9 protein-coding genes are annotated in these 14,312 nt (G+C 61.5%); 6 read left to right on the top strand and 3 right to left on the bottom strand.

Features of this window, described 5'->3' with window-relative positions:
* Positions 1-40: 40 nt before the first annotated feature.
* Complete coding sequence (locus EEB12_RS21870) at positions 41-625, top strand: CGNR zinc finger domain-containing protein (protein ID WP_179154665.1); 585 nt, start codon at positions 41-43, stop codon at positions 623-625.
* Here EEB12_RS21870 and EEB12_RS21865 read toward each other — a convergent pair.
* Positions 622-1,251 carry a TMEM175 family protein gene (locus tag EEB12_RS21865; protein WP_141488492.1) on the bottom strand — a complete coding sequence of 210 codons (630 nt, stop codon included), beginning with the start codon at positions 1,249-1,251 and terminating at the stop codon, positions 622-624. The genes EEB12_RS21870 and EEB12_RS21865 overlap by 4 nt on opposite strands.
* Before the next feature lie 216 nt (positions 1,252-1,467).
* Here EEB12_RS21865 and EEB12_RS21860 point away from each other — a divergent pair, with 216 nt between their 5' ends.
* The 3 genes from EEB12_RS21860 to EEB12_RS21850 all read left to right on the top strand — a co-directional run bounded on the left by EEB12_RS21860 (position 1,468) and on the right by EEB12_RS21850 (position 5,155).
* Complete coding sequence (locus EEB12_RS21860; protein WP_019745023.1) at positions 1,468-2,718, top strand: MFS transporter; 1,251 nt, start codon at positions 1,468-1,470, stop codon at positions 2,716-2,718.
* Positions 2,719-2,734: 16 nt separating this feature from the next.
* Entirely contained in the window at positions 2,735-4,402 is a 1,668-nt protein-coding gene (locus tag EEB12_RS21855; protein ID WP_141488491.1) for an amidohydrolase, read from the top strand.
* A gap of 93 nt (positions 4,403-4,495) precedes the next feature.
* Positions 4,496-5,155 carry an LppP/LprE family lipoprotein gene (locus EEB12_RS21850; protein WP_060938120.1) on the top strand — a complete coding sequence of 220 codons (660 nt, stop codon included), beginning with the start codon at positions 4,496-4,498 and terminating at the stop codon, positions 5,153-5,155.
* 94 nt (positions 5,156-5,249) lie between these two features.
* On the opposite strand, the gene EEB12_RS21845 is transcribed toward EEB12_RS21850, so the two are convergent.
* The gene (locus tag EEB12_RS21845; protein WP_133726970.1) at positions 5,250-8,705 is read right to left on the bottom strand and encodes an indolepyruvate ferredoxin oxidoreductase family protein; all 3,456 of its coding nucleotides are present in this window, start codon (positions 8,703-8,705) and stop codon (positions 5,250-5,252) included.
* A 321-nt stretch (positions 8,706-9,026) separates the two neighbouring features.
* On the opposite strand from EEB12_RS21845, the gene EEB12_RS21840 reads away from it, so the two are divergent.
* Positions 9,027-9,782, top strand: a complete 756-nt coding sequence (locus EEB12_RS21840; protein WP_019745027.1) for a MerR family transcriptional regulator — start codon at positions 9,027-9,029, stop codon at positions 9,780-9,782.
* Between the two features lie 6 nt (positions 9,783-9,788).
* Here EEB12_RS21840 and EEB12_RS21835 read toward each other — a convergent pair whose 3' ends face one another.
* Positions 9,789-12,308: a helix-turn-helix transcriptional regulator gene (locus tag EEB12_RS21835; protein ID WP_141488490.1), complete on the bottom strand. Its 2,520-nt coding sequence runs from the start codon at positions 12,306-12,308 to the stop codon at positions 9,789-9,791.
* Between the two features lie 364 nt (positions 12,309-12,672).
* Here EEB12_RS21835 and EEB12_RS21830 point away from each other — a divergent pair, with 364 nt between their 5' ends.
* Positions 12,673-13,674, top strand: a complete 1,002-nt coding sequence (locus tag EEB12_RS21830; RefSeq protein ID WP_258537206.1) for a helix-turn-helix domain-containing protein — start codon at positions 12,673-12,675, stop codon at positions 13,672-13,674.
* Positions 13,675-14,312: the final 638 nt, after the last annotated feature.

Raw genomic sequence — 14,312 nt, 5'->3', positions numbered from 1 at the left:
TTGCTGTCGAACCGGTTGAGATGGTTCGCTACAAAGGAGGATGAAAGTGAACGAAGCAGGAGCTGATCAATCCACTCGGGACGTGTTTCGACTCGACAACGACACGCTCGCCTTCCGCTTCACCGCCACCCTCACCAATCGGAACGGCTCGAGGTTCGAACGACTCACGAGCCCGCAGCGACTCGAATTATGGTTACGCGCCAACGATCTGATGGACACCCCAGCAACCGCGACAGAAGACGACCTCCGCGGCGCGCAGGATTTACGTGAGGCCATTCATCGCATCGGAACCGCCGTATGCGAGGACCGCCGCGCCTCACGCGCCGATGTCGGGATCGTCAACACCGCATCCGAACTCGGTGATGCCCACCTCGTCCTCGAGAGTGGCCGGGCCCTCTGGAAATCAGCCGGAGACAATCCGATCCGCGACGCTTTGTCGATAGTGGCTGCCGACGCGATCGCGGTGCTCGGTGGACCCGACCACGACCGCGTCAAAGCCTGCCAGGGCGACGGGTGCACCGGCCTCTACGTCGACACCAGCCGCGGCAACAACCGACGCTGGTGCTCGATGAACATCTGCGGAAACAAAGCCAAGAAATCCGCGATGACCGCTCGCGCCGACTAGCTCATCTCACCTTCACCGCGACTCCATTTCGCCGCCACTCGGTTCCACAGCTTCTCGATCGGCGTCGACAGCAGGAGAAGAAACAGCGGGAAGTACGACGTCACCGGAACGAGCACACTGACGAGCAGCGCCACCACCATGATCAGGAAAGTGACGATTTCAGCGGTGAAATGCGGCTTCGCATTCTCTTCGCTCAACGAAGGGTTGCGAACCAGACCCCACGCGACCACCGCCAGGCACGCAGCACTGGCTGCCATTGTCCCGATGTAGAGAGCCCTGGTTCCGAGATCCTGCGACGGCGCTGCAACGAGCGCAGTCGGGAACGGCAAGAACACGATGGTCATCACCCACAACCCCAGCCCGCGCACAACCACCTTGTCTCCGTCGACCACGAAACGAAGCAGCCGATGCTGCGACCACCAGAGACGGAAGATCACCAGAAAGCTCAGGGCGAACGAATAGAACTGCGCAGCGTGATCGCGCAGGAGTTCCGACGTGGTGCCGTGGTGGTCACTGGTGAGTTCGACCAGCGGCAGGACGAGCAGCGTGATCGCAATGGCGACAATCGCGTCGACGAAAGTGACGTAGCGCTCGAGGTAGCGGGTGCGTTCCGCAATCTCAGCCATTGCGGAAGCATAAGCCTCACAACAAGAAACAGACCGGCGACGCCACTTTGCGGGAGGCGGTATCCCGAAACATACAATTAACGAATCGAATTCGTTATACCTCTTGACCGACGCAGGGCCCATCCCCATACTTAACGAATCACATTCATTAAGTGACTCGCATCACGCCATCAGGGGTCGGTTCCGCCACCCCCTTCAGGACATGGGGTTGCCCTAGTGCCAATCAACGCTTCTGCGATTACGCAGTCCGACCGGGTTCCACTCACCGCCAACCGCGGTATTGCCGTCTTCAGCATCGGTGTCATGGGATTCATCACCGCGAACCTCATACCCCTGATGATCGTGGCAATGGTCGAGGACCTCGGTGTCACCGAATCCGCCGCCGGTGCCGTCCTGACCGCATCGCTGCTGGTCTGCGCGTTCACCTGCCTCGCCACCACTCGTATCGCATCGGGTCGGCATCGTCATCTCCTCGGCCGCGTCAGCCTGATGGCAATGGCAGCCGCATTCGGCGTTGCGGCCATCGCACCGTCCACGATGATCGCGTGTACCGCGATCATCGTCGGCGGCATCGGCGCTGGTGGATCTGCATCCGTTGGTGGAGCGGCACTGGCCGCGCTCACGAACCCGGACCGGGCGTCAAGCATCAGCGGCCTCGTGAACCGTGTCGTCGTCACAGCCGTCCTCGCTCTCATACCCATCCTCGGCACACACATGACCAACGCATTCGGCATCGTCGCAGTCCTGGCACTGGCTACCGCAGCAACGGTCACCTGGTTGCCGTCATCCCCGGTGAAAGAGTCGCCGGAGACGGCGAAGTCCGCCAAGACGACCACCACTCTCCCCGCCGGGGTAAGCGCGAAACGACTCACTTTTGCCGGAACCGCATTTCTCGCGATGCTTGCAGTCTGGGCGATCAGCGAAGACTCACTGTGGGCAGTACTCGGCATCATGGGTTCCGAGCACGCCGGACTCTCGGATCAACAAATGAGTCTCGCGCTGAGCGCATCAACGGCGGGTGGCGTGCTCGCGGCTGTTACTTTGACCGCGTTGGGTTCTCGGGTCAGTCGGACAGTATCGATCTCCGTGCTACTGATACTCGGGGCAATCCTGAAGCTGTCTGCCAGCCTCACCACCGATCCCACGATCTACCTGGTACTGGTCATCGCCTGGAACACTGTCTACGCGGCCACGTTCATCGTCTTGGTTGCCATCTCGGCCGCGCTCGACGCCGCCGGCCGATGGTCGGCCCCACTACTGGGCACCTACCTCATAGGCTCCGCGTTCGCGCCACTGTTCGGCACTTCGGTGACGGCCAGCCTCGGGTATCCGACCTTCGGAGTCATCATCTCCGGGATCAGCTTCGTTCTATTAGTCCCGTTCGCCTTGGTTTCCCGACTCTCCGCACGTACCGAGGGTGCGTATCGTCACCACAGCGCCGCCATCACTACTACCGTCATCGCGTAAGGATCACGTAGAAGTCATGAATGACAGCATCACTCACTACCGCAACGGAAAGATCTTCACGGCTGCCGACGACGGATGGGCCGAATCGATAGTCGTCGAGGACCACAAGCTCAGATTCGTGGGCGAAACCGTCTATGCCGATATCCTGGCTCCCGACGCCGAGGTGATCGATCTCCAAGGCGCCGTCGTGCTACCCGGTTTCGTCGACGCACATACACATTTGGTCATGATGGGATTCGCGCTGCAGAAGTTGGATCTGCGTGATGCCACCGATCTCGCCGACATTCAGTCCAGCATCAAGCAATTCGCGGAATCGAACCCGGATGCACCACGTCTGCTGGGTCGCAGTTGGTTGTTCTCCGCCCTGGATGGAGGGCACCCGACCCGAGAGATGATCGACGCCGTCGTACCCGATCGCCCGGTGTACCTCGACGCCAACGACGTACATTCGGTCTGGGTGAACACAGCAGCACTGCGAGAACTCGGCATCGACGCGGACACTCCCGATCCGATCGGCGGTCGTATCGGCCGGGATCCGGACACCGGAGAAGCCACCGGAATGCTGTACGAGACGGCCATAATGCTCTACGTCTGGCCGAAACTGGCGGAGCTCGCATCCGACGAGGACCGGGACGCCGCCCTCGCGCTCGCGTTCCGCCACTATCTCGAGGACGGCGTGACCGGCGCGGTCGACATGGCTCTCGGCGCGGACGAATTAGCTTCGCTGGAAAGAGCATTGGATGCAGGAGACGGCACATTGCCGCTGCGCGTCGCGGCTCACTGGCTGATGACCCGCGAGGACAACGAGGCTGACAACGTCCGACAAGTTCACGACGTGATCGAACTCCACGAGCGCGTCCAAGGTCCGTGGCTCCGTATCGCCGGAATCAAGATCATCATCGACGGTGTGATCGACAGCTGCACTGCCGCAATGAAAGAGCCGTACTCTGACGGCACCAACGCCGAGCCCATCTGGGATCTCGAGTCCTTGATCCCCGTCGTGACAGCCGCTGACGCCGCAGGCCTGCAGATCGCGATGCACGCGATCGGCGACGAGGCGTCGGAGATCGGATTGACGGCACTCGAGTACGCGATCGCCGCCAACGGAGACATTCCCCGCAGGCACCGAATGGAACACTTGGAGTCCATCACCCGGGATAACGTCGAAAGGCTTGCCCGCCTGGGAATCATCGCCTCGATGCAACCGGTTCACGCTGACCCTGCTATCCAAGAGAACTGGCAGGCGATGCTCGGCGACTACCGGGTGAATCGCGCGTACCCCTGGCCCGAATTCACCGAGGCCGGAGCGGTTCTGGCGTTGGGTTCGGACGCTCCGACGGCGCCCCACCCGCCGCTGCCGAACATGTTCATCGCCACCACCCGTCGATCCGCAATCGATCCGTCACGGGCACCCAACCTGCCGGGGTACGCACTCCCCCTCGCGGACGCGCTGGCTCACGCAACCCGCGACGCTGCCTACTCGTGCCGGTGGGAAGATGTGACCGGCCAACTGGTTCGGGGAAAAGCAGCCGATTTTGTCGTACTGAAACAAGATCCGTTCACCGAAGGGGTCGATTCTCTCCTGACCACGGAAATCGCGATGACCGTGGTGGCCGGATCCGTGCGATACGACTCCGCTCGAGCCACAAACACCGAAGCCGTCAACACGAAGCCCGATAGCTGATCGTTATCAGTTGTTCGATAACGCACGCATGCGGCCCGGCGACAGAACGAGGGAGGGACTTGAACACGTGAACCCACACTCTCTGGAGGACGCATGCGCAGGAAAGCTCCGATTTCGGCCGCCGTCGCTGTCTCGGCACTGGTGACGGCCACTGCCCTGATGGTCGCCGGTTGCGGGTCGACCGAAGGAACACCCGAGGCGGCGGCGAGTTCAACAGCGTCAAGCTCAACGGCGTCGGCGACCTCGACGGCAAACGAATCCGGGACGACGGTAACGAGTTCTCCCCCGCCGCAATCGGGCACCCCAGCAAGCGAATCCGTGCCGGCGACGACGCCTGCAGTCCCGGCTTCAGGTCCCTGTGTCGACGTCGACTCCCCGGTCGTCACGGACGCAATCGGCACCTTGGGAACCGACGTCAACGGCGGCAGCTGGATACCGAGATCCGCGAGCGAGGAGCAGATCGGTAATTGTCCTGACCTGCTCTGGGTTTCGGTCGATGGTGACGGCGTGGGCGATGCGACGTATCAGTCACACGTCCTGTTCTTCCACGACGGGACTTACCTGGGCACGGCTACCAGCAAGCCGTACTCGTACACACACGTCATCGACAGCAACAGGAATTCGGTGTCCGTCCAATACCGATGGTTGCTCGACGACGACGCATTCTGCTGCCCTCAAGGCGGACCGAATATCGTGAATTTCACGTGGAACGGCAGCGCTGTGGTCGCCGACGGCCAGTTCCCGCCCTCCTGAACCCGTTTCCGTACGATACAGCTCTGAATACAACTGTGCCCCAGCGACAACGGTCGCTGGGGCACAGTCTTCTTCGATCTACTCGCCGGCGCTCCTACTCACCGACACCGAGTTCGCGCAGGCGAGTCTTGTACAGCTCGATGTTGCCGAGCTTGATGTCCTCGTAGCCGCGAACCACGTCCGGCAGCGCCGCGATCTCGACGGCGCGATCGTATCCGTCGGTTGCGAGCGTACGAGAGAGATCAGCGATCATGGCCTCGTACTCGGCGAGCAGTTCACGCTCGACCTTGCGGACGTGCATGTAGCCGAAGGGATCGAGCTTGGTACCGCGCAGCTTCTTGCCCTTGGCCAGAACCTTCAGTGCAACATGCGACTTGGGCCCGAGGCCGATCTTCTTCTTGCGGCCCATCACTCGGAGGATCGGGGGGTGGAGCTTGTAGGTCAGGTTCTCCCCGGCCGGCACCTGCGACTTGACGTCTTCGATGAAGGCAGGATCGACCAGCATGCGAGCAACTTCGTACTCGTCCTTGTACGCGGTGAACTTGAACAGGCCGCGGGCGACCGCTTCACTGAAATCGGTCCGCTCGGTTGCGGCACGTTCAGCAGTCCAGACTGCCTGAACCTGATCGATGTAGCGCTGGGCGATCTTGACGGACTGGAACTCGATGAGCTGTGCCGCACGCAGTTCGACCAGTCGCAGGGTTTCACCGGTGAAGGTGGTTCCGGCGAACATGTGAGCCGGTGCGACAACGGGTTCGCGGACGGACTTGGCCGGCGTGGTGACGGCCGAGAACGCTGCAGTGTCGGCAATTGCTGCACGGCCCCAACGGAATGCCGCGATGTTCGCGTCCACGGCAACGCCGTTGATGCCGATCGCTTCTTCGATGGCCTCGGCCGGCAGACGAAGTCCACCGCTCTGGTAGGCAGCACCGATCAGCAGGAAGTTGGCGGCTGCGGTGTTACCGAACAACTCCTGTGCCGCGGCGAGTGCGTCGAACGAGCGCAGGGTGCGCGACACCTTGTCGAGACGGGCGAGGAGTGACGTCTCCTCGGGGTAGCGAACAGCCTTGTCGTAGACCATGTCTCCGGTCGGCGTCTGCGACGTCGATGCGATGGAGACCGTCTTCTCGGGGTTGCCGTAGTCGAGGTTCTTGTTGTCCGTCGCGGTCAGCAGGTCGAAGGCGACGATGCAATCCGCGCTGCCCGGGGTGAGGCGGTTGGACGGCTCGAGCGCGCTGGAGCTGAAACGCAGGTGCGAGACAACCGGTCCGGCCTTCTGGCTCAGGCCGATCTGGTCAAGGCTCTCCACCTCGAGGCCGGCGCGCAGTGCCGCCGTTGCGAGCACCTGGTTGACGGTCACGATACCGGTGCCGCCGATGCCCGCGAGGAACACGTTCTGCGTGCTGGTGAGCGGTCCGAAATCGGGATCTGCGACGACGGGCGGGACGGGACGTGCGGCCTTGGGAGCCTTCTTGCCCGGCACCAGTTCGACGGTCACGAATGAGGGGCAATCGCCGTCCATGCAGGTGTAGTCCGTGTTGCAGGACGTCTGGTCGATCTTCGTCTTGCGACCGTACTCGGTGTCCACAGGCTGGACCGAGAGGCAGTTCGACTTCACACCGCAGTCACCGCAGCCCTCGCACACTGCCTCGTTGATGACGACGCGAGTGTTGCGAGTGGGCAGCGTGCCACGCTTGCGCTGGCGACGAGCGTCGGCCGCACAGTGCTGGTCGTAGATCAGTACGGTGACGCCCTTGATCTCGCGAAGCTCCTTCTGAGCCTCGTCGAGGCGATCGCGGTGCCAGAGCTTGGTGCCCTTGGCCAGGGCGCGCTTGTTGTGGCGCGAAGGCTCGTCGGCGCAGATGATGATCTGCTTGACGCCCTCGGTGGTCAGCTTGTGGCTGAGTTGAGCAACGGAGAGGGCACCTTCTGCGTCCTGTGCACCGGTCATCGCCACTACTTCGTTGTAGAGCAACTTGTAGGTGATGTTCACGCCTGCGGCGATGCATGCCTGGACAGCCAACTGACCGGAGTGGAAGAAGGTGCCGTCGCCGATGTTCTGGAACAGGTGAGGCACGTCGGTGAACGGTGCCTGCCCGATCCACTGGCTGCCCTCGCCGCCCATCTGCGTCAGGCCGGTGACAGCGCTGTCCTCACGGCCGGACATGGTGACGAGTGTGTGGCAACCGATTCCGCCGCCGCCGATTGAACCCTCGGGGATAGCGGTGGAACGGTTGTGGGGGCACCCACTGCAGAAGTACGCGGTTCGCTTGGCGGAGAGCACGTTCAGTGACAGTGGTGCCGGGAGGGTGCGCTTGAGCTCGACGTGCGGCTTCAGTACGCGCCGCAACGGGGCGAGCAGCCGGCCTGCGGTCAGTTCACCACTGGCAGGCATGAGCAGACGGCCCTGGCCGTCACGCTTGCCGATGATGCGAGGAGCATCGTCGGTGCCGTACAGGACTTCCCGGATCTGAGCTTCGATGAACGCGGTCTTGTCCTCGACCACGACGATCTGCTCGAGACCTTCGGCGAACTCCCTGATCTTCTCGCCCACGACGGGGTAGCACATTCCGATGCGAAGGAGACGGATCCCGGCGCGGTGCAGCGCCGCATCATCGACGCCGAGGTCTGCCAGAGCTTGGCGGACGGAGTCGAAAGTTGTACCGGTGGCGGCGATACCGATCTTCGCACCGGAGGGGTTGACCTCGATCACATCGAGGTTGTTGGCAGTTCCGTACGCGTGAACAAGATCCCATCGCGGGCCGTACAGATCGGCCTCGGCGATGACACTGTCCGGCGGCGCAGCCATCTGACGCTGCTTGTAGACGAAGGGCTTGCCCTCGAACTGCACTTCCGGAACCACGATGTCGAAGTCCGCGATGCTGCCGTCGATCGTCCAGGCACCGTCGGCGACGTCGGCGACGATCTTCAGCGCTACGACGCAACCGGACACCCGCGAGAGTGCAACGGCGTGCATACCCATCGTGATGATCTCTTCGGCATTGCGCGGAAAGAGAACCGGCACACCCATCGCGGCAAGCGAGCGCTCGCTGACGGCCGGAACCGTGGAGGACTTCGACGCCGGGTCGTCGCCCACCAGCAGGACGACGCCGCCCTTGGGGTTCACGCCGTACATGTTGGCGTGGCGAATGGTGTCGGTAGCGCGGTCGACGCCGGGGCCCTTGCCGTACCAGACGCCGGTCACGCCGTCGTGGGTCGCGGTTCCGGCCGGGAGATCCGTCTGGCTTCCCCATACCGCGGTGGCAGCGAGCTCCTCGTTGAAGCCGGGGATGAAGGTGATGTCGTGTTCCGCGAGAACCTTGGGCATGCCGTGGAGCATCTTGTCGACGCCGCCGAGGGGGCTGCCCTGGTAACCGGAGACAAAAGTGGCAATACGCTTACCCGCCCGGATGTCGCGAACGTGCTGCTCGACGAAACCGCGTGCGATTGCCTGAACACCGGTCAGCAACACCGGTCCCGATCCCGACCGGTACCGATCATCGAGGTCATAGGGCTTGGCCTGGGCTACGCCCGACACCAGTTCAGTCATCGTGGACCACCGTTCCGTCTGCAGTGCATTTCAACTACCGTGCATTTTCAACAACCGCGTAACTCGATCTGTTCAGATGATCGTGGTCGAGGTATGTGAAAGCGTCAACAGAGGCTTGTTCAACTATTCAAATTGGCAATTTGTGAGCCAAATCACGTGACCTAGGTCATCGAATCAATCAGTTGGAGACCCGTTCGTGGCGATACGGCGAAACGGACATAAAACGTTCCCGACAATGCACACCGAGAACTTTCTTGACATTGACGCAACGTCAACTTGCATGCTGAATGAGCACAACCGATCCGAGAGTAGGAACTCCACGTGAGCGAATGGTCCATCCAAGAACTCGCCAAATCCGCCGGTACCACCAGCAGAACGCTGCGCCATTACGGCGATCTCGGACTCCTGGAACCAAGCCGCATCGGCGCCAACGGCTACCGCTTCTACGACGAAGACGCCCTGGTGCGACTGCAACGCATCCTGCTGCTTCGGGAACTCGGACTCGGATTGCCGGCCATCGCCGAAGTCCTCACCGGTGAACGCGACACGGCCGCCGCGCTGCGTACGCACCTCGAACTCCTCGAGCAAGAGCGCACGCGGATCTCGAGACAGATCGAATCGGTCAACAGGACGTTGAACAAGACGAAGAAAGGTGAATCACTCATGCCGGAAGATGTTTTCGACGGGTTCGACCACACCCGATACAAGGACGAGGTCATCGAGCGTTGGGGCAAGGACGCCTATACCAGCGGCGACAACTGGTGGCGGTCGATGTCCGAGCAGGACCGGAAAGCACATCTGCAAGCTCAAGCCGACATCGCAGCGGCATTCGGAAAAGCACTGACAGCGGGCCTACCCGCGGAAAGCGACGACGTCCAGACGATTACCCAGAGACAGTTCGAGTGGATAAAAATCGGTTGGCAGGGAAGGACTCCCAGCGCCGACGCCTTCACCGGACTCGGCCAGATGTACGTCGACGATCCCCGCTTCACTGCAAACTACGACAAGTACGGAGAAGGCACCGCTTCGCTGGTCCGTGACGCGATGAAGATCTACTCCGAGCGCAATTTGCACTGACGTCGATCAGTCCTGCCCACTGCCGAGGAGGTTGTGTCGGTGCGCTGCCGCGACGGCCTCTTCGCGGGAATGCGCACCGAGTTTGCGATACAGGGCTCGCAGGTGACTCTTCAATGTGTTGTTGGATACGAACAACTTTCGCGCTATCTCGCCGATCGGAATGCCGAGACCCAGTTCCACGAGAACGTCCATCTCCCGCTTCGTCAATTGGACTCGAACGATAGCTGCCGGATACATCTGCGGCACTTCGGATTCGAGAAAGGTTGCGACGGCACTGCTCGGGCCCTCGGCCCGCTCTTCCAGTTGCCTGATCAGATCACGCGATATGGTCGCCAGCGCCGACAGGACACCTGAGGTTTCGAGTAGTCCGCGAGCCTCCTCCCACGGACTGGCGGCAGCGGGGATTCTGCCCAGTTCGCACAGCGCAGCGCATTCGATCAGCAGGGACTCGAGCCGAAACCTCGTGAGATACTGCTCGCTCCAGTCGATTTCGCGACACAATTCCAATGCCTGTGACGGAGCCCCCGTCAGGAGATGCGCACGAGCGACAGAAACCGTGACAACAGCAAACGTATGCGGCGCAGCGACTGATTCCTCCAGCGCCTTGGTACCCTCCCCGGACGCCAACAGGAGATCGATACGCGCCGCGGTGAGAAGTGCGTCACCAAGTGATCGTTCACACGGATTCACGTGCCCGTGCGTTGCCACTGCGCGCTGGAGCGAAATCAGCCCTGAGAACGGATCCGATTGCAGCAGTGCGAATCTGGAGTAAGTGTAGGCCGCGAACGCCCACAGGTCGCCCGGCGGTGTGATCTCGGCGAGCGCGTCCATCGCGGCAGCGCCGGCATTCAGGTCCACGCGATCGCACGCCACCAGTGCCCGCGCGATCGCTCCCCCCATGTGCGAGGGCGGTCCCAACCATCCCGAAACGTCCGGGTGTGTGCTTTCGAGGTGAAGCCAGTCTGTCGCGTGCGCGACGTCCCCGATCAGCGCGGAGTTGAGCGCGGCATTGCCAGCGGCGTGCCGCAGGACGAACTCCGGACCGTGTTCCATCGCACCCTGATAGGCGAGTCGCAATTCCACCGCGGCATCACCGAGGTCACCGGTCAGTTGATGCGAAACACCCCAGATCAGGCGCAGGGCGGGCAGTTGAGACCCCAACGCGCCCAACGACTCGTCGCCGAGTCCGTACACGACGTGAGCCAACTTGCGCGTGATCTCGGTAGAGCGTTGGTACTTACCGGATGTTCTCAGCACAACCGATTGGACCGTCCCGACGTTCAACAAGCTGTGCGCATGCGAACTACCACCTATCGCACGCAATTCCGCCGGTTCCGTCGGCAACGAATCGCCGTTGACCAACTGCGGCCGCAGGCGTGATTCGAGCAGGTCACGGCCCACCAGAATCGAAGAGTTCGAACTGAGCACCTCGCCGGGTATGGATTGCAACGCAGTCCGGACCAATCCGGTGTGATCGACCAGAAGATCGGCCCAGTGACGCTCGAGTATGTCGAGCACCCTGGTCCAATGGCGTCCGTCCAAGGCGTAGTGAACGGCACCGGCTATATCCGAAGTCCCGAGAGCGTGATCGACGAGAACCTGGAAGGGATCGTCGAATCCATCCCCTTGTTCGGTCCGTATCTGCATGAATGCCAGTCGAACTGACGGCGCAAAGTACCAGGATGCTTCTCCCTCGAGACCGTCCCGAAAGGTCAGACCGAAAGACTCGAGCAAGTCCAGTTTGCCCTCCACGTCAAGATCGTCGGACAAGACACGAGCGATCTCTGGTGTGACGGTGCGGGCGGCGGCGATCGTAGTCGCGAAGTCGAACAACTCGAGCGACTTGCCCGATCGAGGAGCGGTCCGACTGACGTACGCGTGGATCGCCTGGTCCACTCGCTGCTGAACGCGTTCGCGCCCACGACTCGGTTCACTCAGCCCCGCAACCGCACTCAGAGCAACCTTCATCAGCACAGGAACGCCGGCAACACGCTCGCAGATCGAATGGACGATGCCCGAGGGAAGGTGGATCCCTGCCTCCGCGAACAGAACTGTGGACTCGTCGAGCGTGTACCTGAGGTCGTTCGCGCACAGGTACTCGTCCACGCGGACGTCCTCGAGTAAGTCCGTCGCAGACCGATCCTGCAGCGTGACGATTACTTTCAATCCGGGAAGCCGCACGATCAGATCCACGATTCGGCGTCCCACCTCGTCACCCTCAACCAGGTCGATGCGGTTGAACACCAACACGAATGGAGTGGGCGACGAGTCGAGAAGTGATTCGATTGCCCCCACCGGATCCTCGCGCATTCGTGGCGGGGCCTCGAGTGATTCCAGAGAATCTTGAATCACTGCGAGCGCAGTGTTCCAGTACTCGAGGGGGGTCATCCGATTCGATGGCGCCGGCACCCAGACAACTGGTCTGATGGGCATGTGCCCGAGAGTCGTGAGCCACAACGCGGCGAGGTCCGTCTTCCCGAACCCACGCGGCGAATCGATGACCGTCAAGCCCGCTGAGCGTTCCATCAACCCGAGCAGACGAGGACGAATCGCCGTGGCTCCACGCCCGGCGAGCCGTCTTTGCAGCGTGCCCCGTCCTCGAGGATTTCGCTTTGCTCGAGATAGCTGCGACCGATTCGAAGTGGATGTCATGATGGCCGACAAACGAGCAGTCGATCCCCGCCGAACTCGAGATTTCGTTCGAGCATCGAACTCCCAACCTGTCCACCCATAACGAACAACATAGACAGAATCACCGCGACACGCGAGCACTGGCCGTCTCACAAATACGCCCGATTTGTCTCATTATGTGGGCTCGGTCACTATTGGCATTTATTTGCGGGAGAGTGACTGCGACCTGCGGGATCTGACATATCATGCCCGCGTGCCGATGAATTCCGCCCGCATTCGCGTGTCGACTCGATCGGTGGACCCTGCGGACGCCAACGACTTCTGGCGTGTCGTCACGCGTCCGTTCTTCGTCACCGAGCCGATAGGCGCCGACGCGCCCCTCCAAGGCTCGATCTCCGCCCTGCCTATCGGGACCTCGCTGATCGGTGAAACGACCTTCAACGCGCAGAAGTACAACCGCAGCAAAGTTGTGATCGCCGAGAGCGGACTCGACGATCAGTACATGATCCAGGTCGTTCTCGGCGGACAGGTCAGTGGTGACGCCGACGGAGTGGATTTTGTCGCCCGCCCTGGGGACATCGCGTTCTTCGACCTCGGGCGAACCTGGACTGCTGACGTCGAAACCGAGGCGACCGGACGCACCATCACACTCCTGGCGCCGCGCTCCCTCGTCGAAGCGGAGTCGAAGGGTCGTTCTCTACACGGGACGGTACTGCGCGGAGCTCCTGCCGTCGTGCTCGCTCAGTGCATGCAATCGGTCGTACTCGCGCTACCGCATCTCGATCCCGATGCTGCGGCCGGCTACGAGGACGTCGTCGCTTCCCTCCTGCGTGTCAGTTTGGGTATCGCCGAACCTGATCTGTCGCCGCGGCCCGATCACTCTCTCCGCGATCGTGCGTACGCCTACATCGCCGAGCATCTCTCGGAGACCTGGCTCGGACCGACGAGCATGTGCGCAGCATTGTCGGTCTCCCGAGCACAGCTCTACCGCGCATTCGCATCCGACGGCGGAATCGCTCTTGTCATACGGCGCAAGCGTCTCGAACTCGTCTACCGCGAGTTGACCAGAGCCGAGATGCCGAACGAAACGATCGACGCGTTGGCCCTGCGATGTGGCTTCACCTCGAAATCCCAATTGGCGCGCGCGTTCAAAAACTTCTACGGGATGACACCGAGCCAAGCCCGTACCGACGGCAGGCGCACGATCGGGGACCCGTCGATCGCACGGCTGCACCGTCGACTCGAGTTCTTCAGCCCCTGAATCCGAAATACTCCACAGCCTCGGGAACGCGCCTGTGTTCTAGTTGTTCCATGAGCTGGGTCGACAAGGATTTCCGACGTCCTTGATCGTACTGGCGGTCATCGCCGCAGTTACGTACGTGTTCTCCTACCTGCTCGCCCCCGCCCAGGCCTCCCAGACCCCGTAAGAACCTCTGCTTCATCACGATTCGGCCTCCGAACCGCGGTGGAGATCAATAACTCCTTGCCAGGCAGCGAGCTCAGATCACTTCAGCTGGAAATGAACCGGAGAACAAACTGCTCGATGCCTTCCGAAATGACTTTGGTCAGCGCCGTGAAGTCGTTCGACCAACGTTGAATATCCAAGCTGCTCATTACTTTCCTCCGGTCTACGACCCGGTGCCTGTGACCGCACAACGTATGCGAGGCATCGGTCGTGCATTAGAACTATCTGCGAAAATGCGGTTTCCGTTACCGCTGGACCGACCGAACAGCGACGCAGGTTCACTCGAACCTGATATTGCAAATTCGTCGAACGGTTGCAACAACGCCGAGCAGAGTTCGAGCGAAAAGCACTATCCACGAAAAGTATTAGCTTGAAAGAACTACGATTCACTCGATCCCTGGACACACGACACTCGACGCGCCGACTTGCGATAG

It is taken from the genome of Rhodococcus sp. WS1, assembly GCF_003797745.1.
In the GTDB taxonomy this organism is placed as follows: Bacteria; Actinomycetota; Actinomycetes; order Mycobacteriales; family Mycobacteriaceae; genus Rhodococcus_F; species Rhodococcus_F erythropolis.
This window is presented reverse-complemented; position numbering and strand designations above follow the sequence as displayed.

Excerpts from the sequence above, each read along its gene's own strand:
- EEB12_RS21870 (WP_179154665.1), top strand. The coding sequence starts at position 41 with ATGAAAGTGAACGAAGCAGGAGCTGATCAATCCACTCGGGACGTGTTT.
- EEB12_RS21835 (WP_141488490.1), bottom strand. The coding sequence starts at position 12,308 with ATGGAACGCTCAGCGGGCTTGACGGTCATCGATTCGCCGCGTGGGTTC.
- EEB12_RS21865 (WP_141488492.1), bottom strand. The coding sequence starts at position 1,251 with ATGGCTGAGATTGCGGAACGCACCCGCTACCTCGAGCGCTACGTCACT.
- EEB12_RS21830 (WP_258537206.1), top strand. The coding sequence starts at position 12,673 with ATGAATTCCGCCCGCATTCGCGTGTCGACTCGATCGGTGGACCCTGCG.
- EEB12_RS21850 (WP_060938120.1), top strand. The coding sequence starts at position 4,496 with ATGCGCAGGAAAGCTCCGATTTCGGCCGCCGTCGCTGTCTCGGCACTG.
- EEB12_RS21855 (WP_141488491.1), top strand. The coding sequence starts at position 2,735 with ATGAATGACAGCATCACTCACTACCGCAACGGAAAGATCTTCACGGCT.
- EEB12_RS21845 (WP_133726970.1), bottom strand. The coding sequence starts at position 8,705 with ATGACTGAACTGGTGTCGGGCGTAGCCCAGGCCAAGCCCTATGACCTC.